Source organism: Streptomyces sp. NPDC056169 (genome assembly GCF_042268445.1).
In the GTDB taxonomy this organism is placed as follows: Bacteria; Actinomycetota; Actinomycetes; order Streptomycetales; family Streptomycetaceae; genus Streptomyces.
In genome coordinates this window covers 347,116-372,429 of the sequence record NZ_JBHJUO010000002.1, presented here as the reverse complement: position 1 = coordinate 372,429, position 25,314 = coordinate 347,116, and the positions used below count along the sequence as shown (strand labels likewise).

Annotated in this window: 18 protein-coding genes; 6 read left to right on the top strand and 12 right to left on the bottom strand. The window is 70.0% G+C overall.

What is annotated here, in order from left to right; genetic code table 11:
• Positions 1 to 23: 23 nt before the first annotated feature.
• Positions 24 to 623 carry an NUDIX hydrolase gene (locus tag ACFC0G_RS04195; protein WP_376396897.1) on the bottom strand — a complete coding sequence of 200 codons (600 nt, stop codon included), beginning with the start codon at positions 621 to 623 and terminating at the stop codon, positions 24 to 26.
• Between the two features lie 665 nt (positions 624 to 1,288).
• Between ACFC0G_RS04195 and ACFC0G_RS04190 the strand changes: the two genes are divergently transcribed.
• The 3 genes from ACFC0G_RS04190 (at position 1,289) to ACFC0G_RS04180 (ending at position 12,877) form a co-directional block, all read left to right on the top strand.
• Entirely contained in the window at positions 1,289 to 4,648 is a 3,360-nt protein-coding gene (locus ACFC0G_RS04190) for a LamG-like jellyroll fold domain-containing protein (RefSeq protein WP_376396894.1), read from the top strand.
• A gap of 166 nt (positions 4,649 to 4,814) precedes the next feature.
• Positions 4,815 to 11,324 carry an RHS repeat-associated core domain-containing protein gene (locus ACFC0G_RS04185; RefSeq protein WP_376396891.1) on the top strand — a complete coding sequence of 2,170 codons (6,510 nt, stop codon included), beginning with the start codon at positions 4,815 to 4,817 and terminating at the stop codon, positions 11,322 to 11,324.
• A 746-nt stretch (positions 11,325 to 12,070) separates the two neighbouring features.
• Complete coding sequence (locus ACFC0G_RS04180; protein WP_376396888.1) at positions 12,071 to 12,877, top strand: IS5 family transposase; 807 nt, start codon at positions 12,071 to 12,073, stop codon at positions 12,875 to 12,877.
• Here ACFC0G_RS04180 and ACFC0G_RS04175 read toward each other — a convergent pair.
• Together ACFC0G_RS04175 and ACFC0G_RS04170 are read right to left on the bottom strand one after the other, a co-directional pair.
• Positions 12,869 to 13,249 carry a hypothetical protein gene (locus ACFC0G_RS04175; RefSeq protein WP_376396885.1) on the bottom strand — a complete coding sequence of 127 codons (381 nt, stop codon included), beginning with the start codon at positions 13,247 to 13,249 and terminating at the stop codon, positions 12,869 to 12,871. The two genes, ACFC0G_RS04180 and ACFC0G_RS04175, sit on opposite strands and share 9 nt — an antisense overlap.
• Positions 13,250 to 13,344: 95 nt before the next feature.
• The gene (locus ACFC0G_RS04170; protein ID WP_376396883.1) at positions 13,345 to 14,127 is read right to left on the bottom strand and encodes an SGNH/GDSL hydrolase family protein; all 783 of its coding nucleotides are present in this window, start codon (positions 14,125 to 14,127) and stop codon (positions 13,345 to 13,347) included.
• A 65-nt stretch (positions 14,128 to 14,192) separates the two neighbouring features.
• On the opposite strand from ACFC0G_RS04170, the gene ACFC0G_RS04165 reads away from it, so the two are divergent.
• A complete protein-coding gene (locus tag ACFC0G_RS04165; RefSeq protein WP_376396880.1) occupies positions 14,193 to 15,239 on the top strand; it encodes a maleylpyruvate isomerase N-terminal domain-containing protein in 1,047 nt (348 codons plus the stop codon).
• A 93-nt stretch (positions 15,240 to 15,332) separates the two neighbouring features.
• On the opposite strand, the gene ACFC0G_RS04160 is transcribed toward ACFC0G_RS04165, so the two are convergent.
• The 8 genes from ACFC0G_RS04160 to bioB all read right to left on the bottom strand — a co-directional run bounded on the left by ACFC0G_RS04160 (position 15,333) and on the right by bioB (position 22,834).
• Positions 15,333 to 16,352 (bottom strand): hemolysin family protein, encoded by a 1,020-nt coding sequence (locus tag ACFC0G_RS04160; RefSeq protein WP_376396877.1) that lies wholly within the window; start codon positions 16,350 to 16,352, stop codon positions 15,333 to 15,335.
• Positions 16,349 to 17,692 carry a hemolysin family protein gene (locus ACFC0G_RS04155; RefSeq protein ID WP_376396874.1) on the bottom strand — a complete coding sequence of 448 codons (1,344 nt, stop codon included), beginning with the start codon at positions 17,690 to 17,692 and terminating at the stop codon, positions 16,349 to 16,351. The genes ACFC0G_RS04160 and ACFC0G_RS04155 overlap by 4 nt, the downstream gene beginning before the upstream one ends.
• 196 nt (positions 17,693 to 17,888) lie before the next feature.
• Complete coding sequence (locus ACFC0G_RS04150; protein WP_376396871.1) at positions 17,889 to 18,314, bottom strand: GNAT family N-acetyltransferase; 426 nt, start codon at positions 18,312 to 18,314, stop codon at positions 17,889 to 17,891.
• A gap of 64 nt (positions 18,315 to 18,378) precedes the next feature.
• The gene (locus tag ACFC0G_RS04145) at positions 18,379 to 19,041 is read right to left on the bottom strand and encodes a class I SAM-dependent methyltransferase (RefSeq protein WP_376396868.1); all 663 of its coding nucleotides are present in this window, start codon (positions 19,039 to 19,041) and stop codon (positions 18,379 to 18,381) included.
• A 10-nt stretch (positions 19,042 to 19,051) separates the two neighbouring features.
• Positions 19,052 to 19,396: a VOC family protein gene (locus ACFC0G_RS04140; protein WP_376396865.1), complete on the bottom strand. Its 345-nt coding sequence runs from the start codon at positions 19,394 to 19,396 to the stop codon at positions 19,052 to 19,054.
• Positions 19,397 to 19,435: 39 nt separating this feature from the next.
• The gene (bioD, locus tag ACFC0G_RS04135; protein ID WP_376396862.1) at positions 19,436 to 20,236 is read right to left on the bottom strand and encodes a dethiobiotin synthase; all 801 of its coding nucleotides are present in this window, start codon (positions 20,234 to 20,236) and stop codon (positions 19,436 to 19,438) included.
• Between the two features lie 23 nt (positions 20,237 to 20,259).
• Positions 20,260 to 21,540 (bottom strand): adenosylmethionine--8-amino-7-oxononanoate transaminase, encoded by a 1,281-nt coding sequence (locus ACFC0G_RS04130; RefSeq protein WP_376396860.1) that lies wholly within the window; start codon positions 21,538 to 21,540, stop codon positions 20,260 to 20,262.
• Positions 21,533 to 22,834, bottom strand: coding sequence for a biotin synthase BioB (bioB, locus tag ACFC0G_RS04125; RefSeq protein ID WP_376396857.1), 1,302 nt, complete (start codon positions 22,832 to 22,834; stop codon positions 21,533 to 21,535). Before bioB ends, ACFC0G_RS04130 begins: the two co-directional genes overlap by 8 nt.
• A 143-nt stretch (positions 22,835 to 22,977) precedes the next feature.
• On the opposite strand from bioB, the gene ACFC0G_RS04120 reads away from it, so the two are divergent.
• Positions 22,978 to 24,159, top strand: a complete 1,182-nt coding sequence (locus tag ACFC0G_RS04120) for an 8-amino-7-oxononanoate synthase (protein WP_376396854.1) — start codon at positions 22,978 to 22,980, stop codon at positions 24,157 to 24,159.
• A gap of 171 nt (positions 24,160 to 24,330) precedes the next feature.
• Complete coding sequence (locus ACFC0G_RS04115) at positions 24,331 to 24,768, top strand: ATP-binding protein (RefSeq protein ID WP_376396851.1); 438 nt, start codon at positions 24,331 to 24,333, stop codon at positions 24,766 to 24,768.
• A gap of 68 nt (positions 24,769 to 24,836) precedes the next feature.
• Here the strand turns inward: ACFC0G_RS04115 and ACFC0G_RS04110 are convergent, their stop codons facing one another.
• The gene (locus ACFC0G_RS04110; protein ID WP_376396849.1) at positions 24,837 to 25,313 is read right to left on the bottom strand and encodes a C40 family peptidase; all 477 of its coding nucleotides are present in this window, start codon (positions 25,311 to 25,313) and stop codon (positions 24,837 to 24,839) included.
• Between the last annotated feature and the right edge of the window lies 1 nt (position 25,314).

Sequence of the window (25,314 nt, the reverse complement as noted above, 5' to 3'; positions counted from 1 at the left end):
CGATCCTCAGTCCCCTCGGTCCTTCACTCGCCTGCGAGGGGCCAGGGGCCGGCGAGGGGGAGCTGGCCGTTCATCGCGGCGTCGCTGTCCGCGTCGAGGAGGGCTGTGGCGATCCGGTGCCGCAGCTGCGGGTCGGTGATCTCGTCGACGTCGCGCCAGGCCGCGTCGGAGACCTCCTCGGTCTGGATTTCGCCGATGTCGGCGGTGGTGCGGAAGAGGAAGCGGAAGTCGAAGTGCTGGTGGGCGGGCTCGTCCTTGGCGGGGTTGGCGTCGATGGGGTGAACGTCGATGTGGAGGGAGGTCTGGCTGTGTGGGGTGACGACGTGGGGCGGGATGCCGGTCTCCTCGGTGGGCTCGCGGCCAGCGGCCTGGAGAAGGGTCCCATCGGAGGCTTCGAGGTGGCCGCCCGGCAACAGCCGAGACGGCCAGTGAGAAGACCTGCCACCACCCTTCCAACTCCGGGTCCAACGAACCTCTGTGTCACCTTGGTGATCGGGCCATGGCCACGCTGATTGGCTGGTCTTCCTGCGGAAGCTCCACTGCAGCAGCCTCAGTTGTGTTGATGCGACTGGGTGGCACCCGTGCGGCGGCGATCTCGCCGGGTCGCCCCATTGGTCTGCCAATGCCGTCGTTTGTGCAGTTCACATGACGTATGGGGGTCTAGACCATCGGGTGCCTGTGCGGTTATGGTTCGTGCAGTGTTCACAGGATCTTCGAATCTGCGTGTTTCCTGTGGTCAGCGTCCGAGGGGGGGCGGGGGAGTGAGGGCCAGCGAGGCCGAGGCCTGAGCTCGGCGATGCCATTGAGGCAGTGCCGGTGCGGAACCATCGAGGGGTTCGAAAGAGCTCGTCCCTCTCGTGGTTCGACGTTTGCGGTTTCCCTGGAAGCTGATCCCGCGTGAGCTCGAATGTCCGGAAGTTGCTTCGCTCCTCGTCTTCATCGCTCCTCGATTTGCGCGCCTTCATGTGAATGCGCCGTCGAGCAGGTGATCAGCCTGCTCGTTGAGAAGTGTGAGTGATGAATGAGTAGACAGGGCCGCCGAATGGCGGGCAGATGCGGCTTGGCCGCGACGGCTGGAGTTTTCCTGGCCTTGGCGGGAGTTTCGCTGACCTCACTTCCGGCCACTGCGATATCGCCTGGCGATGTGGAGGTTCCTTCCTCCCTGGACAGTCGCCCCGCTTCGCCAGAGGCTCAGGGTAAGGCGTTCTGGGAGGACGACGGCCTGCCTGCTCCTTCGGTCGAGCAGAAGGCTTCTCAGCAGGCTGTGGCTGAAGGGCGCAGCGTGGAGGTGGCCTCGCTCACCAGCGAGACGAACCGCGTACTGGCCAACAGCGATGGCACCTTCACCCTTGAGTCGTCGCCCGTGGCCGAGCGCGTGCGCAAGAACGGCGCGTGGACGCCGATCGACACCGATCTCGTCCCGCAGGCTGACGGACGCCTGGTCCCGAAGGCCGCGCAGGACATCAAGCTGTCCGGTGGCGGCAGCGCCCCGCTGGCCACCATCACCAGCGCCGGGAAGACCTTCGAACTCGGCGCCCCGTGGGCGCTTCCCGCCCCGCGCATAGCCGGTGCGTCCGCCGTGTACGAGTCGGTGAAGCCGGACGTCGACCTGGTCGTCCACATCCGTCCGGACGGCTTCACCCATCACCTCGTCGTCCATACTCGGGAAGCCGCCGCCGACCCGGCGCTGCGTTCCATCGCGTTTCCCGTGAAGACGGACGGCCTGACGCTCAGGACCTCAAAGAGCGGAGCCGTCTCGCTGGTCGGCCAGGACAATCGTCCGGTGTTCGACAGCAGTGCGGCGCTCATGTGGGACTCCGCATCGCCCAAGACTGATGCCGCGCCATTGGGCGCCCGGGCGGCGGCGCAACCCACGGCCGAGCTGCTGGAGAAGGCGCCCGAGAAGGCCGCTGTCGCGGAGCCGGGCGTCCGCACGGCCGAGGTCGACGTGGCGATGTCCGACCAGTTCCTGGCCGTCACCCCTGACCAGTCTTTTCTGACGGACCCCGACACGACGTATCCGGTCGTCATCGACCCGCCGGTCGTCGGAGGCAACCTGACCGGTTGGACCACCCTGTGGTCCAACCTTCCCTATACGAGCTTCTGGAGGACCTCTCACGCTTTGGGTGTCGGCTATGACGCCTATGTGGACAACAAGAAGGTCAGGTCTCTCTTCCAGTTCGACACACGGGCTGTGGCGGGCAAGAAGATCCTCGACGCGAATTTCACCGCGTATGAGATCTGGTCTGCGAACTGTGACCCGAAAACCATCGACCTCTACCGGGTCAACGGGATCTCCAAGACCACGACGGACAAGTCGGAGCCCCCGCTGACGTGGAAGTGGGTCTCGAGCAGGGACGTGGCCAAGGGGCACTCGTCCGCATGTCCTGACGGCGATGTCGAGTTCAACGCCACACCGGCTGTGAGCAGCACGGCGGGAGCTATGCAGGCGACGACGACGCTCGGCCTGCGGGCGAGCGAGAGTGATCCGCTGGCATGGAAGCAGTTCATGTCCCCGACCGACCCGCAGATGACCAAGGAGCGCATGCCGCGGCTCTCCATCACCTACGTGTCGAAGCTCGACGACCCGCCGAGGTACGTGAAGCTGAAGGACCCGAACCTGTCGTGCTCCGCGGAGAGCAGCGCGCCGCTGATCCGCGACCTGACGCCTCGCCTGACCGCGACCCCGGTGTCCGACGACGGCGCCCAGGCCAGCCTGCGCCCCTCCTTCGACCTCTACGACCACACGACGGGCACGAAGGTCGCCACGCTCAAGCCTTCGGAGTGGAACGTGTCGGGAGTCGCCGCCGAGGTGACGACCCCGACGCTCGTGTCAGGGCACACCTACAGCTTCTACGCGGAGAACGAGTACAAGTACACGTTCAACGGCACGACATCCACCATGATCGACGGTCCCTTCGGAGGCGGCTGCTTCTTCAAGGTGGATGTGACGGCGCCCCCGAAGCCGGTGATCTCCTCCTCGACGTACCCTGCCTGTGGCGGGACGAGCTGTGAGGGCGACGCGGAGAAGGGCGGCGTCGGTATGCCGGGTCTGTTCACGATCCAGGCCGGCGCGAACGACGTCCGACGCTACGACATCTGGTTCAACGGCGTCCTGGTCGAGAGCAAGGTCTTCACGACGAACACCAGCTCCTACCAAGTGACCATCGTCCCGGAGAAGCGTCTGTCGAACGTGCTGCGCGTGCAGACGTACGACGCCGCCGGTAACCGCAGCGCCGCGACGGACTACCTCTTCAAGGTGGCCCGGGGCAGTGACCCGGTGGCCGCTTGGTCCTTCGACGAGAACGCGGGCACCACAGCCGCCGACTCGAGCGGCAACGGTCGCACGCTGACCCTCAGCCAGGCGAGCTGGGCGGACAAGGCGCGCGTCAAGTCCGGCCTCGACGACGCCTCCTCGACCGGCAACGCGACCACAGGGCCCGTGCTGGACACGACCAAGAGCTTCACCGTCGCGGCGTGGGTGAAACTGGAGAGCAAGAAGCAGACCACGGTCCTCACCCAGTTGGGCAAGACCGTGGGTGCCTTCCAGCTCTACTACTCGGTCGGCTACGACCGGTGGGTCTTCAACCGGTACGCCACGGACGAGCTGAACACCGCCACCTCCGTAGCGGTCGCGCTTTCCGACAGACCTCCTGTGGTCGGTGCATGGACGCACGTGATGGGTGTTTACGACTCGACCGCGAAGGAGATCCGCCTCTACATCAACGGTCTCCTCAACGCGGAGACTCCCTTCACAACCCCCTGGGCGTCGACCGGGGCGTTCGAGGTCGGTCGGTGGGGCACGCCGCAGCTCTGGGGCGATGTCGACCACGTACAGGTCTGGAAGCGGGCCGTGTTCCCGAGCGAGCTCACGCCCGTCGTCAACGTGGAAGACCCCAACACCGGCAAGATGCAGCCCGCACTCCTGGCGAACTGGCTCATGGACGACGCCGAAGGGTCCATGGTGGCGGCGGACGCCTCTGGCAGAAACCGGCCGCTGGCCTTGTCCGGCGGAGTCGCCTTCATGGACACGGGCGACGCGGGCCATGCCAACGTGCTGCTGATGGACGAAACCCTGATGCCTCACGGCACGGCCAACGTGCCCGTCGACGTGAACGGAAGCTTCACGCTCGCCGGCTGGTTCGACCCGAGCCACTACCCGACCCTGGAAGACACCCAGTTTGCCCACAGCCTGTCCTTGTTCTCCCTGCCGGGAGCCAAGAGCGATGCTGTGCGCGTCTGGTTTCGGCAGGAAGTTGGAAAGCCGACCGGAACCTGGAACTTCGGCATGCTCAGCACCGACACGCTCAACGCCCCCGGCTCCGTCGCCTCCTTCTCCACGGAACGGCCCTCGGGATGGGTACACGTCACGGCCGTCTACAACGGTCCGGCCCGCACCCTCAAGATGTACCTGTCGGGGAGGCGACTCGGCAGTGAGACGGGGATCCTGGCACCGGCCGCGGGTGTGTTCCAGCCGACCGGCCCGCTGAACGTCGGACGCAGCCGCCGCACTGACACCGGCGAGCTCGAGAACCACCTGTCGGGCCTTCTCGACGACGTGCGCGTGTACGCCGGTGTGCTGTCCGACCAGGACATCGTGGCCCTGGCGACGGTTTCTGTTCCCCCCGAGCCGGTCCCGATCGACTAGTTCCGGCTCTCCACCTCACGTACATCCACTCTCCGGGGTGTGCCGGATCGCTCCGGCACGCCCCGGCATTTCATGATGCGGAGATTCAGCAGTGCCCAGCACGAGACCATCCTCATGGTCCTGGTGGAAAGCCAGCCGCCGTCGAACAGCGGCTGTCGCTCTCCCCGTGACCGCCGCCGTGGTCACCACACTCCTCGGTGCCGCACCGGAACCGAAGTTCGAACGTGAGCACACCGCGTTGGAGGCGGCCCGCTACGGACGGGCGGCGAAGTTCCAGGCGAAGCCCGACAACACGCCCGACCCCGCGCTGGCCGCCGACGCCAGGACCCGTCAGCGCGCGGCAGCCCGGCCGACGTGGCCCACCGCGGCGAGCGCCCGCGTGACTCTGCCGGGGACGGCGGGTGCGAAGACCCAGGCGGCCGGGCTGCCCGTACGACTCGGTGTCCCTGCCGATGCCCCCGCTGATGCCCCTGCCGATCGCGCGGTCGGGCGGAGCTCCTCCGCTGCCGGTGCCGACACGCCACCGGACACGGCCGATGTCACGGTCCTGGACCGCAAGGCCACGGCGAAGCTCGGCATCGACGGAGTCGTTCTCAGCGTCGCGGGCACCGGCGCGAGCGAAGGCAAGGAGCAGCTGGACGTCACCGTCGACTACTCCGGCTTCGCCGACGCCTACGCCGGCAACTGGTCTTCCCGCCTGCGCATGGTCCAGCTCCCCGCCTGCGCGCTCACCACACCCGAGAAGCCGGCCTGCCGCAAGACCACGCCCCTTCCGTCGGGGAACGACAACAAGACCAAGTCGGTGACCGCGCAGGTCACCGTCCCGGAGGCAGCCCCCGCGGCGAGTGCCTTCACCGTCCTCGCCCTCTCGGCCGGCACCTCGTCCGACCAGGGAACCTACGAAGCCACCCCGCTGTCGCCGTCCGCGACCTGGGCCGGTGGTGGCTCCAACGGAGACTTCACCTGGTCCTACCCGATCGACGTCGTGCCCGCCCCGGCGGGACCGGCGCCTTCGCCCGCGATCAGCTACTCGGCGCAGAGCGTCGACGGCCGTACGTCGTCGACCAGTGCCCAGCCCTCCTGGATCGGTGAGGGCTACGACCTCGGCACCTCTTACATCGAACGCTCCTACGGCAGCTGCGACGACGACGGTCAGGCCGGCAAGCACGACCAGTGCTGGCGCGAGGACAACGCCTCCATCGTCCTCAACGGCAAGGCCAGCAGCCTGGTGAAGGACTCTGCCGGCAAGTGGCACCTCAAGAGTGACGACGGCGAACAGGTCGTCCGCGGCACGGGTGCCGTCAACGGCGACGACGGAGATGCCGGCACCACCGGCACCCCCAGCACGCCCGGCGACAAGGGCGAGTTCTGGACCGTCACCACGGTCGACGGGACCCAGTACGTCTTCGGCAAGAACCAGCTGGAGGGCTGGACGACGGGCAAGCCCGTCACCAACTCGGTCTGGACCGTTCCCGTCTTCGGTGACGACTCCGGCGAACCCGGCTACAGCGCGGGCACCACGTTCGGCTCCCGCGCCAAGAACCAGGCATGGCGGTGGAACCTCGACTACGTCGTCGACCCCCACGGCAACGTCATGACGTACTGGTACGAGAAGGAGCTCAACTCCTACGCAAAGGCCGGCACGACAGGGAACGGCACCGAGTACACCCGCGGCGGCTACCTCAAGCGCATCGACTATGGCCAGCGCACCAACACGATCTTCTCCACCACGCAGCCGGCCGCGGCGAGGGTGAAGTTCACCGTGGCGGAGCGGTGCCGGGTCATCACCGGCGGGGAGCAGTGCACCAACCTCACCGCGGCCAATAAGAGCGCCTGGCCCGACGTCCCCTTCGACCAGATCTGCGCGAAGGACACCGTCTGCACCGACCAGCCGTCGCCCGCCTTTTTCACGCGCAAGCGCCTGAGCGACATCACCACCCAGGTCTACAAGGGGACCGGAACGGGCGTCGACACCGACTACCGTGACGTCAACAGCTGGCAGCTGCTCCACTCCTTCCCCGACCCCGGCGACGGCTCCAACGCCGCCCTGTGGCTCAACTCCATCCAGCACACCGGCAAGTCGGGCACTCCGATCACCATGCCGGCCGTCGTGTTCCGGGGCATTCAGCTCCACAACCGCGTCGACAAGACCGGCGACGACGTGCCCCCGTTCATCAAGTGGCGCGTCCGCAGCATCACGTCCGAGACCGGCTCCGTGCTCACCGCCACCTACTCCGACCCGGAGTGCCTGGCCGACACCAACATTCCCGCGGCGCTCGACAGCAACACCAAGCGCTGCTATCCGGTCAAGTGGATTCCCCCGTCCAACCCCACCCCCGGCACCGACCCGCAGCCTCGCACGGACTGGTTCCACAAGTACGTCGTCACCCAGGTCACGGAGACCGACCCCACCGGCGGAGGCCAGACCAAGGTCACCAGCTACAACTACGACCCGGCCGGCGGTGCCTGGGCCTACGACGACCAGAGCCCCATCACCCAGGCGAAGTACCGCACCTGGGGCATCTGGCGCGGCTACCAGAAGGTCACCACGCTCACCGGTGAGGGTGCCGGAATCCGCTCCAAGAGCGTCAGCCTCTACTACCGGGGCATGAACGGCGACAAGCAGCTCGGCGCCACCACCCGCAAGGAAACCCTCACCGACTCCGGGAACACCACGGTCACGGACGAGGAGCAGTACGCCGGGCAGCTGCGGGAGCAGATCACGTACAACGGCACCACGGGTGCCGAGATCAGCGGCGTCATCACCACCCCCTGGTCCCGCAACACCGCCACGCAGACCCACAGCTACGGCACCGTCCGCGCCCACGTGGTCCGCACCGGTACCGAGGTCAAGCGCACCTCCGTACCCGACGCTGATCCGATCACCACCACGACCACCAGTACGTACGACACCGCCGCCGGCCTGCCGCTGACGACGGAGGTCTCCGGTGGCGGCCAGACGGCCTGCACCAGGACCGAGTACGCGGGTGACGGGACGGGGCTGATCCGGAACCTCCCCAAGAGGGTCGAGAAGGTCTCGGTCGACTGCTCCGTCACGCCCAAGCGGGTCAGCGACCCGGCCACCACCGACGTCACGTCCGACACCCGGGTCGTCTACGACGGACTGGCCTGGGGCGCGGCACCGGTCAAGGGCGACGTCACCAGCACGCGGCGCGTGACGGGATACGACGCGAACGGCAACGCCCAGCTGCAGACGGTCGCCACGGCCGCCTACGACCCCCTGGGACGCAGCACCGACCAGTGGGACACCACCGGCACGCGCGCCAAGCACATCGAGTACACCCCGGCCGCCGGAGGGCCGCTCACCGCGACGAAGGCGGTCAACGCCCTCGGTCACACCGTCACGACGGAGATCTACCCCGACTGGGGCGTGAACAAGGCCAGCGTCGACCCGAACACCCGGCGCACCGAGATGGTCTATGACGCCCTCGGTCGCCTCACGGACGTCTGGTTCGCCGACCGCAACCGCACGTCCCAGATCCCCAGCAAGAAGATCGAGTACAAGGTCCAGCAGGGCAAGGCGTCCTGGGTCGCCACGAAGTCGCTGAACAACGACGGCGTCACGTACCAGACCTCGTACACGATCTACGACGCCCTGCTCCGTCCCCGCCAGACGCAGTCCCCCGCGGCGGTCGGCACGGGACGCATCATTGGGGAGACCAAGTACGACAGCCGCGGCCTCGCATTCGAGACCGCGGCCGACTACGTCGACACCACGGCCCCCAACGGCGACCTCGCCAACCTCATCACCGCCGCCCCGTCGGGAACGGCGACCACCTTCGACGGAGCCGGCCGCCCCACCACCGCCGTCAACCTCGTCAACGGCAAGGAGCATTCCCGCACCACCACCACCTACGAAGGCAACTACACCGTCGTCGAACCCCCCGCCGGAGCCCCGGCGGTCCGTGAAACGGCCGACAGCCGGGGACGCCTGGCCGAGAAGCGCGAGTACGACGGCAACAAGGCCACGGGCTCGTACACGACCCTGACCTACACCTACGGTCGCGACGACCAGCTCACCCAGGTCAAGGACAGCGCGGGCAACGTCTGGAGCTACGCCTACGACTTCCTGGGCCGCCAGAAGAGCGCCACCGACCCCGACACCGGCACGACGAAGACCGAGTACAACAGCCTCGACCAGGTCAGCGTCACCGAGGACGCCAACGAGAACGTCCTCAGCTACACGTACGACGTGCTCGGCCGCACGACCGGCAAGCTGACCGGCCGTATCCCCGTCGTCAACAACGTCCCCACCATCGACGACAGCAAGTACCTCGCCCGCTGGTCGTTCGACACCATCGCCAAGGGGCGTCCGACGTCCTCGATCCGCTACGAAGGCGGAAAGAGCGGGCAGGTCTACGCCAAGACGAACGCCGCCTACGACCCCCTCTACCGGGTGCTCCGGGAGCAGTACACGGTCAGCACCAGTGAAGGAAAGGTCGCGGGCACCGGCGTCTACACCATCACCAACGCCTACAACCTCGACGGCACCCTGCAGAACCGTGTCATCCCGGCGATGGGCGGACTCGAGCAGGAAGTCCTCGTCTACGGCTATAACCAGCAGCGGCTGCCCACGACCCTCGCGGGTCTGAGCGGCATCGTCCAGAGCACCGCGTACCTGCCCGGCGGTGAGCACATCCGCACCACGCTCGGTGTCTCCACCCAGGGCAAGTGGACGGAGATCAACCGCTCCTACGAGGACGGAACCAAGCGGCTCGCCCGCCAGACCGTCCTCTCCGAGACCAACAGCGGAACCGACGCGGACGTCTCCTACCGGTACGACGCCGCCGGCAACCCGGTCGAGGTCACGGACACCGCCACGTCGCCGGCCGACCGTCAGTGCTTCGCCTACGACGGCCACCGCAGGCTCGAGAGCGGTTGGACCGCCTCCGCCAGCTGCGGCACCACGCCCGCCACCACCAACGTCGGAGGCGCCGCCCCCTACTGGAAGTCGTTCACCTACGACGCGGCCGGCAACCGCAAGACCGTCACCGACAACCTCACGACGGGTGGACCGACCACCACCACCTACAACTACGCCACCAAGACCGCCGACGGGACGCTCCGTCCGCACCTGCTCACCAACACGGTGACTCCCCCCGCAGACGCGACGGCCCCGACCACCCGGTACACCTACGACGACAGCGGCAACACCACCAGCCGCGTGGAAGGCGCCAAGAGTCAGACGCTGACCTGGGGGCCCGAGAACACCCTCACCAAGGTCACGGAAGGCACGTCGGAGACCACCTTCCTCGACGACGCCGACGGCAACCGGCTCATACGCCGTGACGCCAAGGGAACCACCCTTTACCTCGGCGAGACCGAACTCCGCTTCGACAAGACCAGTGGCAACGTCCAGGCGACTCGGTACTACAGCCACGCCGGACAGACGATCGCTGTACGGACACCCCTGTCCCTCACCTGGCTCGCGACCGACCACAACGGCACGGCCAACCTCCAGATCGACGCCGCCTCGCAGGCCGTGACCCGGCGGTACAGCCAGCCGTTCGGTGAGGACCGAGGCGTCAAACCCGCGAGCTGGACCGGCGAGAAGGGATTCGTCGGCGGGACCAAGGACCCGACCGGCCTCATCCACATCGGAGCACGCGACTACGACGCGAACACCGGGCGGTTCGTCAGTGCCGACCCCGTGATCGACCTCAAGGACCCGCAGCAGGTCAACGGATACGCATACAGCAACAACAACCCCGTCACCTTCGCGGACCCCGACGGCCGGTTCTTCGGGGCCCTGATCGCCATCATCGTGGCGGTCGTCGTCGAGGTCGTGGCGATCGTGAGTGGCCACTCCTCGTCGGGCAGCGGCTCGGGATCAGGTTCGGGATCAGGCTCGGGATCGGGATCTGGCTCGGGGTCCGGTTCCGGCAGGGGTTCGGGGTCGGGCTCGTCCTCGGGAACGGGTACCTACAGCTCCGGCGGCTCCGGCACGGGAACCGGCGATCAGAGCTGCGGTAGCGGATACCCCGCGATGCGCCCGGGGTGCGCCAGCAACGAACCGGCGGACCCGCGCGCACAGGGAAGCTGGAAGGACCTTCTGGGCGGCATAGGTCATGGCCTCGCCGCGACCGGCGAGGCCATGACCAAGCTCAGCCCCTGGTGCTGGATCGAAGACTGCAGCGGAGGAACGAAGCAGTACGACGACTTCGCCACCGAGAAGGGTCTCAACAAGGGCACGAAGGCTTGGGACGCGGGCGATGCAGTAACGGAGATAGCTGGTTACATCAGCCTGGTCGGCGCAGTCCGATCCATTCTTAAGAACCTGCTCAAGGGTGGGGCGAAAGCAGGATCCAAGGACACTCCCAAAGCTGCAGCTCCACCGGTTCCCGGTCCGGCAATCTACGGCGCTGAGGGCAAACAACTCGGGAAGAAGTGGGGTAAGCATGCCACGGACTATGGTAAGCATCCCGGGGACGCCGAAGCGCGTGAGTGGTACGGAAAGAGAATCCAGGATGTTCGCTCAGCTCCCGATGAGGTGCGTCAGGGCCCGTACCGCCCCGGTCAGGGGGGAGCGAATGACTACTGGTTCTATAAGAAGGGAACTGATCTCCTCATTGCTAAGGGCGATGGCGAGTTCGTCTCAATGTTCCCTCTCGACGGGCTGAACAAGTGGTATGAAGGTGCTGACAAGATGTACTGAGAAACCGGAAAGATGTGGACCGAGTCGCATGGTAAGAGTAACGCCAGAGGTATTGATCGGAAAGCGGATCTCCGAACTGAATGAAGTTCTCGATTCCGACGGGGATTGCGTGGGTATTCAGTTGGTCCTGGTGGGCGGAGGTAGCGTCGTGCTTACAGACTGGACCGACTGGACTCTGCGGATCGAAAGTAGGCCGGACGCTTCTCTCCCGGAATACTTCTGGCCAGTCGAGGATTACACCGCGAGGACTGTTGTTCAGGCCGATGGTCGCGAAGTGACTGAGGTTATCCCGAGGTTGGATGAGTCGGGTGACTTGATCGGTTTGACGTTCGGTAGTGAGGCTATGGGTTCGTATACTGTCCGAGCGTACTCGGGCGAGTTTGTGTGGGAATCCATTAGCTAAAAAGTGTAGTTCGTGGCGGGGCTGTGGTTGCGCTAAATCGCGGCCCCGCTTTCTGTAGCCGGCGTCGTTGCACCAAGCAGGCCGCGGTGCGTTCGTCGACCGGGCCGGCAGCGGCTCGGATCAGGTCACCGGCCCTACCCGGGACTGCCGTGGCGGGGAACGATCATCCCGCGGATGGGAAACGTTCTTCAAGGTGACGCGTTGGCCCTGTCCAGAAGCACTCGTGAACACCCCCCTTCTCGAGGGGGAAGTACGACTGAGTGAGCCTCTTTCATCCTGTACTGGGGGGTGAAGTGGGCTGGTCAGCGGGTGTGGTAAAGAGGCAGGGCCCCTCGTCGTTGGCGTGGTGATTCCACTCATCACACCGGCGACCGAAGGGGCCCTGTTGGTTCCGTATCCTGCCACGCTCGATGTCTCGCACGAGCTCGTCGAACATGTCGCCTGGCTGCTGTACGAACACCGCCAAGCCCGCAACACCCGCTGGCGCAAGCTCGACTGCTTCCAGCAGGCGCTGCTGACCCTCGTCCATCTGCGCAAGAACGAGACGTTCTCGCAGCTCGGAGCCGGATTCGGGATATCCCAGGCCACCGCCTGGCGCTACGTTGACGAGGCATTGGACGTTCTGGCCGGCTGGGCGCCGGGCCTCCAAGAAGCCCTCACCGGCCTCGGTGAAGGCGACCATGTCATCGTTGACGGCACCCTGATCCCTACCGACCGGATCCACGCGGACGAGCCGTACTACTCGATGAAGCACCGCAGGCACGGGATGAACGTGCAGGTCATCGCCCGGTCCGACGGCACACCGCTGTGGTTCTCCCGCGCGACGCCAGGCCGGACCCACGACCTGACCGCGGCCCGTGCCCACGGCATCCTGCAGGCCTGCCTCACCCGGCAGATCCTCGTACTCGCGGACCGTGCCTACCAGGGCGCCGGCGCCACTTTTCGCACCCCCTACTACCACCACCGCGAACAGCCAGAGCAGTACCAGCAGTTCAACCGCGACCACGCCCGACTGAGAGCCCCCGGCGAACGCGCCTTTGCCCAGCTGAAGTCCTGGCGACTGCTTCGCCGAGCCAGATGCTCCACCCGCCGCATCGGCACCATCGTCCAGGCCGTCCACACACTGCTGACCTGCAGCTATTCAGGATGAAAGAGGCTCAATGAGGTCTTTTTCGAGAGTGGCGAGGGCTACGAGCAAGCTGAGGAAGCCGACGCCGAGGGCGCCGAGGGCGATCTTGTCGCCGCTGGAGGCCCGGCTCCACCAGGATCCTTGCGGGATGTCCACGGTCGGCTGGAGCACGGCTCGGTTGGCGCGACGGACGTTGGAGTTGCGGACGTGATCGACAAGGTCCGTGAGGGTGTTCGCGGTGTACCGGGTGCTGTTGCGCTGCGTGGAGATGGTGACGGCGGCTGAAGAGATTCCTTCTGGCGCAAGGCTGAAGAGGCGGTTGAGTTCGCTCTTGCCGAGTCGACAGCGGTGGTACACCGCACGTGCCTCGTCGTGTTGGGTTGGGGCCGGCATGGCAGGGATCTTGCCCGGCGGCGAGTGTTCCTGTGCGCCGGTCGCGGATCGGTGACCGACTTGTGGCCGAGCCGCGCGCCCGCGCGGCGCCCGGCTCACGGGCCGGCCGGCGCCTCGTACGGCAGGAGTTCGGGACGCTTCGGGGCGCGGCCGTCGCCGGAGGAGCGGCCCGTCAGGCGCCGTCCGATCCAGGGGCCCAGGTGCTCCTTGGCGAAGCGGGCGTCCGCGATCCGCCGGGTCGCCCAGCCGGGGCGCCCGGCCGGGGGCAGCGGCGCCCGCCAGTCGTCCTCGGGCGGCAGGCCCAGCGTCTGCCACACGGCCTCGGTCACCCGCCGGTGTCCGTCGGCGGTCAGATGGAGCCGGTCCACGTCCCACAGCCGGGGATCGCCGAGCGTCGACGACCCGTACAGGTCGACGACGAGGGCGCCGTGCCGGGCGGCGAGCTCGTCGAGGTGGACGAAGAGCTCCTCCATGCGGGGGCGGAAGCGCTCCATGACCGGCCCCTCGCGGCCGGGGCTGCGCATCAGGACCAGCTGTCCGCAGGAGGGTGTGAGGCGTTCCACTGCCTCGGTCAGCAGGTCCCGCACCCGGACCATGTCGACCTTGGGGCGGAGGGTGTCGTTGAGCCCGCCGACGAGGGTCACCACATCGGCCTTCATGCCTGCGGCCAGGTCGACTTGCTCGTCGACGATCTGGCCGATGAGCTTTCCGCGCACGGCGAGGTTCGCGTAGCGGAAGTCGGGCGTACGGGCGGCGAGGCGGCCCGCGAGGACGTCGGCCCAGCCCCGGTAGGAACCGTCGGGCTTCAGGTCCGACATACCCTCGGTGAAGCTGTCGCCGAGGGCGACGAGACTGGTGTAGGTGGCATTGATCTCCATGGCGGAGAGATCATACCGCGCGGTATGCGCGGGGTGCCGTGGAGAACCCGGGAGGGGAAGACCCGATGAGCGACGCGCTGCTGAGCACACTGGCCGAGGCCCTGGCCGAGCTGGTGACGGCCGTCGAGACCAGCGACGACGAGACCCTGGACCCCGACACGGCGGTGGCGTGGCTGGAGGTCACGGCGGACACCCTCGCCGGGCTCCCGGCGGCCGACCGGCGCGCCCTCGACGGGCACTTCCGCGCGGCGGCCCTGCGCCGGCCGGAGGGCCCCTGGCGGGACGAGCTGCTCAAGGTCTCGGAGGGCTTCGGCCTCACCGAGGACACCCACGACGCCGCCTGCGAGGCCGTCGCCGAGCGGGCCCGCCGCTTCGTCGCCGCCGTCCGGGACGCCGACCCCGCCACCCCCGTGCCCACCTGCCCCGGCTGGACCCTCGCCGAGCTGACCCGGCACCTCGGCACCGTCCAGCGCTGGGCGGAGCACCTCGTCCGCACCGGGGCCACCGCCCGGGTCCCCGCCCGGGACGTCCCGCTCGACCTGCCGCAGGACCCCGCCGCGTACCCCGGCTGGTTCGCCGCCGGCGCCGAGACCCTCGTCGCGACCCTGCGCGCCGCCGACCCGGACGCCCCGCTCTGGTCCCCGGGGCCCGAACCGCGCGCCGGGTACTACCCGCGCCATGTGCTCCACGAGGCCGTCGTGCACCTCGCCGACGCCGAGCTCGCCCTCGACGGCACGGCCGGACCGATCGACCCCGGCACGGCGGCCGAGGGAATCGAGCACCACCTCGCCACCCTCCTGTACGTCCCCCGGACCGCCGAACGGATCGCCCAGCTCGACCGCGACGGCGACCTGCTCCGGCTCACGGCCCGCGACACCGGGACGGTCTGGACGCTCACGCTCGGCGGGGGCGGCTTCACCTGGCGGCGCGGAAGCACGGCGTCCGCCGCGCGTACGGAACCGGCGGAAGCGGAACCGACCGCGGGCGTCACGGCCGACAGCGACGAGCTGCTCCTCCTCCTGCACCGCCGGTACGCCGCCGACGACCCGCGCTTCGCCCACGCCGGGGACCGCGGCCTCCTCGACGCCTGGCTGACGGCCACCGCACTCTGACACCACGGCTCCGACAGGGCCCTCCGAGACGCCCGAAGGGCCCCGGGAAAACTCCCGGGGCCCTTCGTCATGCCGTACGCGTACGGGAACGGGTCACGGCGCCGCCGGACGCCCCACCAGCTCGCGCAGCACGTCCTCCATCGCCACGAGACCGGCCGGCTTGCCGTCCTCGTCGAGGACCGCCGCCAGATGCGTACGGCTGCGGCGCATCGCGGTCAGCACGTCGTCCAGCGGCGTGGCCGCCCGGACCCGGGCGATCGGCCGCAGCGCCGTCACCGGGAACGGCAGATCGCGCGGGGAGACGTCCAGGGCGTCCTTGACGTGCAGATAGCCCAGGATCCGGCGCTCCGAGTCGACCACGGGGAAACGCGAGAAGCCCGTCGACGCCGACAGCGCCTCCAGCTCCTCGGGAGTGGTGCCGACCTGCGCGTACACGACCTTCTCCGCCGGCATCACGACGTCCCGGACCGGACGGCGGCCCAGCTCCAGGGCGTCGTGCAGCCGCTCGGCGGCCCGGTCGTCCAGGAGCCCGGCGTGGCCCGCGTCGGTGACCATACGGGCCAGCTCGTCGTCCGAGAACGTCGCCGCGACCTCGTCCTTGACCTCCACCCGCAACAGCCTGAGCAGCGCGTTCGCGAAGGCGTTGATCGTGAAGATCACCGGCCGCAGCGCCCGCGCGAGCGTCACGAGCGGCGGGCCGAGGAGCAGCGCGGTGCGCGTCGGCTCCGCGAGCGCGATGTTCTTCGGCACCATCTCGCCCAGCAGCATGTGCAGGTACGTCGCCACGGACAGCGCGATCACGAACGAGATCGGGTGGACCAGGCCGTGCGGCACGCCCACCGCGTCGAAGACCGGCTCCAGGAGGTGCGCGATGGCCGGCTCGGCGACGATGCCGAGGACCAGGGTGCACAGGGTGATGCCGAGCTGCGCCGCCGCGAGCAGCGCGGAGACGTGCTCCAGGCCCCAGATGACGCTGCGCGCCTTCCGGTTCCCGGCCTCGGCCAGCGGCTCGACCTGACTGCGGCGCACCGAGATCAGGGCGAACTCGGCGCCGACGAAGAACGCGTTGACGACCAGGGTCAGCAGACCGATCAACAGCTGGATGACGATCATCGGCCGGCCTCCTCGGTCTCGTCCTCAGTGGTGTCGTGCGCGGGGGCGTGCAGCAGCACGCGCGCCGCGCGCCGCCCCGAGGCGTCCACCACGTCGAGCCGCCAGCCGGCCAGCTCCACGCTGTCGCCGACGGCCGGGATACGGCCCAGCTCGGTCGCGAGGACACCCGCGAGCGTCTCGTACGGGCCGTCCGGCACGCGGAGGCCGATCGCCCCCACCTGGTCCGTACGGGCGGCGCCGTCGGCGGACCAGAGCTCGCGGCCGTCCGCGTCCTCGCCCGCCCGCGCCAGGTCCGGCGTCTCGTGCGGGTCGTGCTCGTCGCGGACCTCGCCGACGACCTCCTCGACGATGTCCTCCAGGGTCACGACCCCGGCCGTGCCGCCGTACTCGTCGATGACGACGGCCATCGTCTGCTTGCCGGAGAGCCGGTCGAGCAGCCGGTCCACGGTCAGGGTCTCCGGGACGAGCAGCGGCTCGCGCAGCATCTCGCCGATGCGGCGGCGCGCCCGCTCGTCGGCCGGTATGGCGAGCACGTCCTTGATGTGCGCGATGCCGACGACCGAGTCGAGGTTGCCCCGGTAGACGGGGAAGCGGGAGAGCCCGGTCGCGCGGGTCGCGTTCGCGACGTCCTCCGCGGTGGCCTGCACCTCCAGGGCGGTGACCTGGACGCGGGGCGTCATCACGTTCTCGGCGGTCAGCTCCGCCAGGTTGAGGGTCCGGACGAACAGCTCGGCCGTGTCCGCCTCCAGGGCGCCCTCCTTCGCGGAGTGCCGGGCGAGCGCCACGAGCTCCTGCGGGGAACGCGCGGAGGCCAGCTCCTCGGCCGGCTCCATGCCGAGACGGCGCAGGATCCGGTTCGCGGTGTTGTTGAGGTGGCTGATCAGCGGCTTGAACGCGGCGGTGAACACCCGCTGCGGGGTCGCCACCGCCTTCGCGACCGCGAGGGGCGAGGAGATCGCCCAGTTCTTCGGGACCAGCTCGCCGACGACCATCAGGACGACGGTCGACAGGGCCGTACCGAGGACGAGGGCGACCGAGGAGGCCACCGAGGGGGAGAGGCCGAGGGCCTCGACCGGGCCCCGGATCAGCTTGGCGACCGAGGGCTCGGCGAGCATGCCGACGACCAGGTTGGTGACGGTGATGCCGAGCTGGGCGCCGGAGAGCTGGAACGTCAGCGAACGGACGGCCTTGAGCGCGCTCGCCGCCCCGCGCTCGCCGCGCTCCGCGGCCTCTTCGAGCTCGCCGCGCTGGACCGTCGTCAGCGAGAACTCGGCCGCGACGAAGGCGCCGCACGCCAGCGAGAGCAGCAGCGCGAGGACGAGCAGAAGCACTTCGGTCATCGGTTCACCTCCGTCCCATGATCAGCCAGAGGGGAGGGGATCGCTCGATGTCGGAACGTGGAACCAGTGCTACTGGGAGGCTCGCCCATGGGCGGACGCTCACACCTTTCGGTCGTCGGGATGAAGAACCATGGTAAAGGACGAGCAAAGCAGTGCGGTTATCGGCCGCCGAGGTGCTTCGCCCGCAGGAGGACGGTCAGGCGTCGAGCGGCTTCACCCACCGGCGCCACTGGTCCTGACGCTCGTACCCGGCGGCCGTCCAGAGCCGGCGGCCCGTCTCGTTCGCCTCCAGGACCATCGCGTCCACGCGCCGGCCCCCGAGCGCGGCGAACCGCTCGTCGGCCGCGCGCAGCAGCGCCGTGGAGATCCCCCGCCGACGGTGGGAGGGCAGCACGGCGAGCCGGTAGAGCGAGGCGCGCCAGCCGTCCCAGCCGGCGATCACGGACCCCACGATCAGACCGTCGGCCAGCGCGAGGATGAGCGCGTCAGGGTCCCGCCCGACGAGCCGGGTCACCCCGTGCACGTCGTCCGAGATGGACGTCCCCTCGGCGGACTCCTTCCAGAAGTCCAGGACGGCCTCGGCCTCGTCGGGCAGGGCGGCACGTATCTGCAGATCGATCATGGCCGGATCCCATCACGCGGGGCAGCGCCCGTGCCAGGGAGTTCCGGCGGATGGGACACGCCGCTCACCGCCGGGCCACGCCCAGGACGCACGGGGAGGACGGCAGGCGCGGCCCGCTCTCCGGGACGTCGAAGGAGCGGTACGGGCCGAGGGCGAAACCCGCCGCCCCGATCGCCCCGAGCGCGTCCCGCGCGGTGTGACAGCCGCCGAAGAACAGCGGCCAGACCGTACGGTCCAGCCCCCGCTGCACGCGCGCGAGCCCGGGTGTCCCCGCCGCCACGTGCTCGAAGAAACGGAGCTCGCCGCCGGGGCGCAGGACGCGCCGTACCTCCGCGAGGGCCTGCGGCACGCTCCGTACCGTGCAGAGCACCAGCGAGGCCACGGCCGCGTCGAAGACACCGTCCTCCACAGGCAGCGCCTCCGCCGTGCCCGGCCGTACGGTCACCGGGACGGGCGCCCGCAGCGCGGCCGCCTCGGCGAGCCGCCGCAGACGGGGTTCGGGTTCGACGGCCACGACCTCGGAGACGCCGGCCGGATAGTGCGCGAAGTTCAGCCCGTTCCCGGCACCGACCTCGATCACCCGGCCGGTGAGCCCGGCGAGCAGCTCCTCGCGCAGGGCACCGAGCCCGCCGCGCGTGTCGGCCGACACGCTGACGCGGGCGTAGAAGCGCGCGAAGAGGGGGTGGTGGACGCGGGGCGCCGGGAGTCCGGGGCGCGGGGAGGTCACGGTGCGCCCCTCACCCGGTCACGAAGCAGAACTCGTTGCCCTCCGGGTCCCGCATGACCTGGAAGGAGCCCTGCTCGTCCGTCACGAGGCCGCCGACGCGGACCGCGCCGGCGGGCCCGGCCTCCGTGGCGGCCCGGTCCGGGTCCGCCACCTCCAGGTCGAGATGGACCCGGTTCTTCACCGACTTGCCCTCCGGCACGCGCTGGAAGGCGAGCCGGACGAACTCCGGCGGATCGACGTACGACCAGTCGCCGGAGCGGTCGACCGGATCACCGCCGAGGAGCCCCGCCCAGAAGCGGACGAGGGCGGCCGGATCGGCACAGTCGAAGACGATCTCCTGAACGTGAGCACGCATGGCCCCAGCGTACGGAGTCGGCCCCGGATCAGGCGGGCATCAGGCGGGCACGTCCGCCGCGACATCCGCCGCGAGGCCCGACGCACGCTCCGACGCGAGCTCCGTCCCGAAGCCCGTCCCGAAGTCCGCCGCGTGGTCCGCAGCGAACGCCTCCGCGTCCCACGTCCCGCCGAGCGCCGGCGCCAGCCAGCCGCCCGCCGCCGCGCGGAACTCCTCGGGGTCGAGCGCGCCCGACCCCTCCGGTACGGCCCCGAGCAGCGGCGCGCCCGCCGACTCCGGCAGGTCCGCCAGGTTGCAGCGGGCCGCCAGGTCCGGCGCGGCCGGCCAGCTGCCGACCACCACGCCCAGCTGCTCGATGCCGCGCGCCGCCAGCGCCTCGGCCGTCAGGGCCGTCGAGTTGAGCGTCCCGAGACCCGCCGGGACCACGCACAGGACCGGGGCGCCGAGCAGCGCCGCCGCGTCCGCGAGCGTGCCGCCCTCCTCGTCGAAGCGGACGAGCAGTCCGCCCGCCCCCTCCACGAGCACCAGGTCGTGCGAGGCGGCCAGGGCCCGGGCGGCCTCGGCGACCTGCCGGGGCCCGACCGGGGCGAGTCCGGCCCGCAGGGCGGCCGTGCCCGGAGCCAGCGGCTCCGGGAACCGCCCCAGCTCGACCGAGGCCGCGGCGCCCGAAAGCCGGACCACCTCGTCGGCGTCGCCCGTCTCGTCGGGCCCGACCCCGGTCTGCGCGGGCTTCAGGACCGCGACCGACCGCCCCGCGGCCGTGGCCACGGCGGCCACCGCCGCGGTCACGACCGTCTTGCCGATCTCCGTCCCCGTACCGGAGACCACGACGATTCCCACTGTGTTCCTGTCCTTCCGTCCTGTCAGCCCGCCGCGGCGGCCGCGCGGACCCCCGCGCAGATCCGGGCCAGGTCCTCGTCACCGGTCACGTACGGCGGCATCGTGTAGATCAGGTCCCGGAACGGGCGCAGCCACACGCCCTCCCGGACCGCCGCCCGCGTCGCCGCCGCCATGTCGACGTCGTGGTCGAGCTGCACGACGCCGATCGCGCCGAGCACCCGCACCTCGCGCACGCCCGGGACGTCGGCGACCGGAGCGAGCCCCTCCCGGAGACCCGCCTCGATCCGCTTGACGTCCACGGCCCAGTCCTGCGACAGCAGGAGGTCGAGGGAGGCACAGGCCACCGCCGACGCCAGCGGGTTCCCCATGAACGTCGGCCCGTGGGCCAGCACCGGGACCTCGCCCCGGGAGATCCCGTCGGCGACGCGGCTCGTGCAGAGCGTCGCGGCCATCGACAGATAACCGCCCGTCAGCGCCTTGCCCACGCACATGACATCGGGGGAGACCGCCGCCTGGTCCGCGGCGAAGAGCGTGCCCGTCCGTCCGAAGCCGGTCGCGATCTCGTCGAAGACGAGCAGCACGCCGTGCGCGTCGCAGGCCTCCCGCAGCACCGTCAGGTACGCCGGGTCGTGGAACCGCATCCCGCCCGCGCCCTGCACGACCGGCTCCACGATCACCGCGGCCAGTTCGTCCGCGTGACGCGCGATCTCGGTCTGCAGCAGCTCCGCGTACGACTCCTCGTACGCGGCGGGCGGGGCGTCCACGAACACCTGCCGCTGGAGCACCCCCGACCACAGCTCGTGCATCCCGCCCTGCGGGTCGCACACCGACATCGGCTGCCAGGTGTCCCCGTGGTAGCCGCCGCGCCAGGTGAGGAGCCGCTGCTTGCCGGGGCGGCCCACCGAGCGCCAGTACTGGAGGCACATCTTCACCGCGACCTCGACGGCGACCGAACCCGAGTCGGAGAGGAAGACGTGCCGCAGCGGCTCGGGGGTGATCTCGACGAGGCGGGCGGCGAGCCGTACGGCCGGCTCGTGGGTGAGCCCGCCGAACATGACGTGGCTCATCTTGTCGAGCTGACCGCGCGCCGCCTCGTTGAGCACGGGGTGGTTGTAGCCGTGGATCGCCGACCACCACGAGGACATGCCGTCGATCAACTCGGCGTGCCCCTCGGCGGGTTCGGCGAGCCGCAGCCGCACCCCGGAGGCGGACTCGACGACGAGGGGGTCCGTACGGCCCGGCATGGGGCCGTACGGATGCCAGACGTGGGCCCGGTCCAGGGCGAGGAGTTCGTCGTTACGCATTCGGCGCGAGGTCCGTACCGGCGCCCCGGCGGCGTACCGCCACCAGGTCCGTCCGCGCGGTGTTCGCCGCGGCCTCGGCCGCGGGAACCTCCGCGGCGGGCGCGTGGCCGCCGCAGGGGCCGCAGCCCCCGCCGGCGGAGCTGCAGCCCGCGCCCTCCGCCGGAGCCTGCGAGCCACAGCCCGCGCCCTCCGCCGAGCCGTGCGAACCGCAGCCACAGCCCGCGCCCTCCGCCGAGCCGTGCGAACCGCAGCCGCCGGCCGCGACGGCGCCCGCCGCCGCGAGCGCGTCCGCCCGGTGCGCGGGCAGCGTCGTCGTGCCCGCGCCCTCCACCTCGAAGCCGGCGTCCGCGATCATGTCGAGGTCGGCCTGACCGGCCTGGCCCTCGCTCGTCAGGTAGTCGCCGAGGAAGATCGAGTTCGCGATGTTCAGCGCCAGCGGCTGCATCGAGCGCAGGTGCACCTCGCGCCCGCCCGCGATCCGCACCTCGACGTCCGGGCAGACGAACCGCACCATCGCGAGGATCCGCAGACAGCGCTGCGGGGTGAGGTTCCACTCCTTGGCGAGCGGCGTGCCCTCGAAGGGGATGAGGAAGTTGACCGGCACCGAGTCCGAGTCGAGGTCGCGCAGCGCGTACACGACGTCGACCAGGTCCTCGTCGGTCTCGCCCATGCCCGCGATCAGACCGGAGCAGGCCGACAGACCGGCGGCGTGCGCCTTCTGCACGGTGTCGACCCGGTCCGCGTAGGTGTGGGTCTTGGTGATCCCCTCGTACGTCGCCTCGGACGTGTTGAGGTTGTGGTTGTACGCGTCGGCGCCGGCGTCCCGCAGCCGCTCCGCCTGACCGTCCGAGAGCAGACCGAGGCAGGCGCACACCTCGACGCCCTCGTTCTGCTCCTTGATCGCCTCGATGGTCCTGCCGACGCGCTCGACGTCCCGGTCCGTCGGGCCGCGCCCGCTCGCCACCAGGCAGACCCGCTTGGCCCCGCCAGCGACACCCGCCGCGGCGGCCTGGGACGCCTCGTCCGGCTTCAGCCACGTGTACTTGAGGATCTCGGCCTTCGAGCCGAGCCGCTGCGAACAGTACGAGCAGTCCTCGGGGCACAGCCCCGACTTGAGGTTGACGAGGTAGTTGAGCTTCACCCGCCGCCCGAACCACTGACGGCGCACCTTGCCGGCCGCCGCCACCACATCGAGCAGCTCGTCGTCGGAGGTCGCCAGTACGGCGAGCGCTTCTTCACGGGTCGGCAGCTCGCGCCGCAGCCCCTTCTCCACCAGCGTGTTCAGCAGGTCCATAAGCGCTGATCCTTGCCTACCGCCCACCCCCGGGCCAAGGAGGATCCGAACAAACGCCCCCGAACGAGGTGTGTGGATGACCACATCCCGACCTCCGCATACTCCGGTTAGGGTCTGTGCGCTGCCTACAAAAGGATCGCCGCATGCCACAGGCCGACGACGCCAGGGCCGAGGGCCCGCGCCGGACCGCTTTCGACTGGACCGACGCAGAGGCGCGCCGCCGGGCGGCGGCCGGTCTCGTCCGTACGCTGCGGCCCCGGGCGGCCGAGTCGGAGCTCCTCGACCTGGCGAGCAACGACTACCTCGGCCTCACCCGCCGGCCGGAGGTCACCGAGGCGGCGGCCGAGGCCGCGCGGCGCTGGGGCGCGGGCGCCACCGGCTCGCGCCTCGTCACCGGCACGACCCGGCTGCACACCCGGCTCGAACGCGAACTCGCCGAGTTCTGCGGCTTCGAGGCGGCCCTCGTCCTCTCCTCCGGCTACGCCGCCAACCTGGCCGCGCTCACGGCCCTCGGCGGCCGGGACTCGCTGATCGTGTCGGACGCCTCCAACCACGCCTCGATCGTGGACGGCTGCCGGCTCGCGCGCGCCGAGACGGCCGTCGTCCCGCACGCCGACCCCGAGGCCGTACGCAAGACCCTGGAGGCGCGGCCGGAGCACCGGGCGCTCGTGGTCAGCGACTCCGTCTTCTCCGTCGACGGGGACAAGGCGCCGCTGCCGGAGCTCGCCGACGCCTGCCGGGCGCACGGCGCCGGGCTCGTCGTCGACGACGCCCACGGCTTCGGCGTCCTCGGCGACGGCGGCCGGGGCGCCCTGCACGAGGCCGGCCTGGCGGGCGACGAGGACGTCGTCGCCACCCTCACCCTCTCCAAGTCCCTCGGCAGCCAGGGCGGCGCGGTCCTCGGCCCGGCCCGGGTCGTCGAGCACCTCGTGAACACGGCGCGCACCTTCATCTTCGACACCGGGCTGGCCCCGGCAGCGGCGGGCGGCGCGCTCGCGAGCCTGCGTCTGATCGCCGGCGAACCGGCGCTCGCCGGCCGGGCACGGACCGTCGCCACCACCCTGTACGAGCTCCTCACGGCGGCCGGTCTGACCGCCGCGCGGCCGGACGCGGCCGTCGTCTCGGTGCGCGCCCCCTCGCCGGAGGCGGCGCTGCGCTGGGCGGCCGACTGCCGGGAGCAGGGTCTGGCGGTCGGGTGCTTCCGGCCCCCGTCCGTGCCGGACGGCATCTCGCGGCTGCGGCTCACGGCCCGCGCCGACCTGACGGACGCCGAGGTCCGGCGGGCGGTCGACACCATCCTGCGGACCGCGCCCGCCGCCGTCTGACCGGGTGAACTCCGCTGCCCAAGAGCGTTTCCGGGGAGCAGAGTTCACCGCTTCGGGCGATAGATGCGCACATATCGTGGTGGAACACCGGACGGGGCGGGACGATCAGAGCACTCTGACGCGAAGCGCAATCCGGGGTGGTGTCCCCGGCGGGAAAGGGACAGCGCCGCCATGGCAGACCATCAGGAAGCATCCGTCACTCTGCCGAGCGATCCCGCCTCGGTCCCCACGGCGCGGAGATACGTCGCGGACGTCCTGGGGGACTGGGGGCTCGACGGCGCCGCGGAGATCGCGGACTCGATCCGGCTGATCGTCTCGGAACTGGCCACCAACGCCGTGCAGCACACGTTCGGGCAGTCGCCGACCTTCACGATCGACCTCCGCCTGGAGCGGGAGGAGCGCCTGCACCTCGGCGTGACCGACAGCCATCCCCGCTGGCCCCGCCGTCTCCCGGCAGCGGTCCAGCAGGACAACGGGCGCGGCATGGTCATCATCCGCGTCCTCGCGGCGGAGGCCGGCGGCCGCCTCTCGGTCACTCCGACCGAGGAGGGCGGCAAGACGGTCTGGATCACCCTCCCGTGGACGGCGGCCCGGGTGGCCCCGGTGTAGGGCTCGTCCCCAGCGGGGGTGCGGCGGCGCCACCGCACCCCTCATCGGGCGTCAGCGCCCGGGTATCGTCACCGGACGCGGCCGTAGTAGACCTTCGACGACCAGATCTTGTCGAGCTTCACCCAGGAGCCCGTCTTGGGCGAGTGCCAGATCTTGCCGCTGCCGGCGTAGATGCCGACGTGGTAGACCCTCCCACCGGAGTGGAAGAAGACCAGGTCCCCCTTCTGCCGGCTGGCCGAGGAGATGTGCCGGGTCTTGTTGTACTGCTGCTGCGCGGTGCGGGGCAGCGACTTGCCCGCCTTCTTGTACGCGTAGAGCGTCAGACCGGAGCAGTCGAACCGGGTGGGTCCGGTGCTTCCGTACCGGTACGGCGATCCTTTCTTCGCGGCGGCGACGCTCAGTGCCTTGTTCGCGTGTGTCGTCGCTGCCTGGGCCTCCGTTGCCGCACCTGGGGCGAACAGCGTGCCGCCGACGGCGGCGAGGGTGAGAGCCGAGACGGCTCCGGCCCGGGACAGCAGGGACGGGACATGCATCTGCGCGGTCATG

Coding starts and splice junctions, on each gene's coding strand:
- ACFC0G_RS04175 (WP_376396885.1), bottom strand. CDS start 13,249: ATGCCGGCCCCAACCCAACACGACGAGGCACGTGCGGTGTACCACCGC.
- ACFC0G_RS04170 (WP_376396883.1), bottom strand. CDS start 14,127: ATGGAGATCAATGCCACCTACACCAGTCTCGTCGCCCTCGGCGACAGC.
- ACFC0G_RS04165 (WP_376396880.1), top strand. CDS start 14,193: ATGAGCGACGCGCTGCTGAGCACACTGGCCGAGGCCCTGGCCGAGCTG.
- ACFC0G_RS04160 (WP_376396877.1), bottom strand. CDS start 16,352: ATGATCGTCATCCAGCTGTTGATCGGTCTGCTGACCCTGGTCGTCAAC.
- ACFC0G_RS04155 (WP_376396874.1), bottom strand. CDS start 17,692: ATGACCGAAGTGCTTCTGCTCGTCCTCGCGCTGCTGCTCTCGCTGGCG.
- ACFC0G_RS04150 (WP_376396871.1), bottom strand. CDS start 18,314: ATGATCGATCTGCAGATACGTGCCGCCCTGCCCGACGAGGCCGAGGCC.
- ACFC0G_RS04140 (WP_376396865.1), bottom strand. CDS start 19,396: ATGCGTGCTCACGTTCAGGAGATCGTCTTCGACTGTGCCGATCCGGCC.
- ACFC0G_RS04130 (WP_376396860.1), bottom strand. CDS start 21,540: ATGCGTAACGACGAACTCCTCGCCCTGGACCGGGCCCACGTCTGGCAT.
- bioB (WP_376396857.1), bottom strand. CDS start 22,834: ATGGACCTGCTGAACACGCTGGTGGAGAAGGGGCTGCGGCGCGAGCTG.
- ACFC0G_RS04120 (WP_376396854.1), top strand. CDS start 22,978: ATGCCACAGGCCGACGACGCCAGGGCCGAGGGCCCGCGCCGGACCGCT.
- ACFC0G_RS04115 (WP_376396851.1), top strand. CDS start 24,331: ATGGCAGACCATCAGGAAGCATCCGTCACTCTGCCGAGCGATCCCGCC.
- ACFC0G_RS04110 (WP_376396849.1), bottom strand. CDS start 25,313: ATGACCGCGCAGATGCATGTCCCGTCCCTGCTGTCCCGGGCCGGAGCC.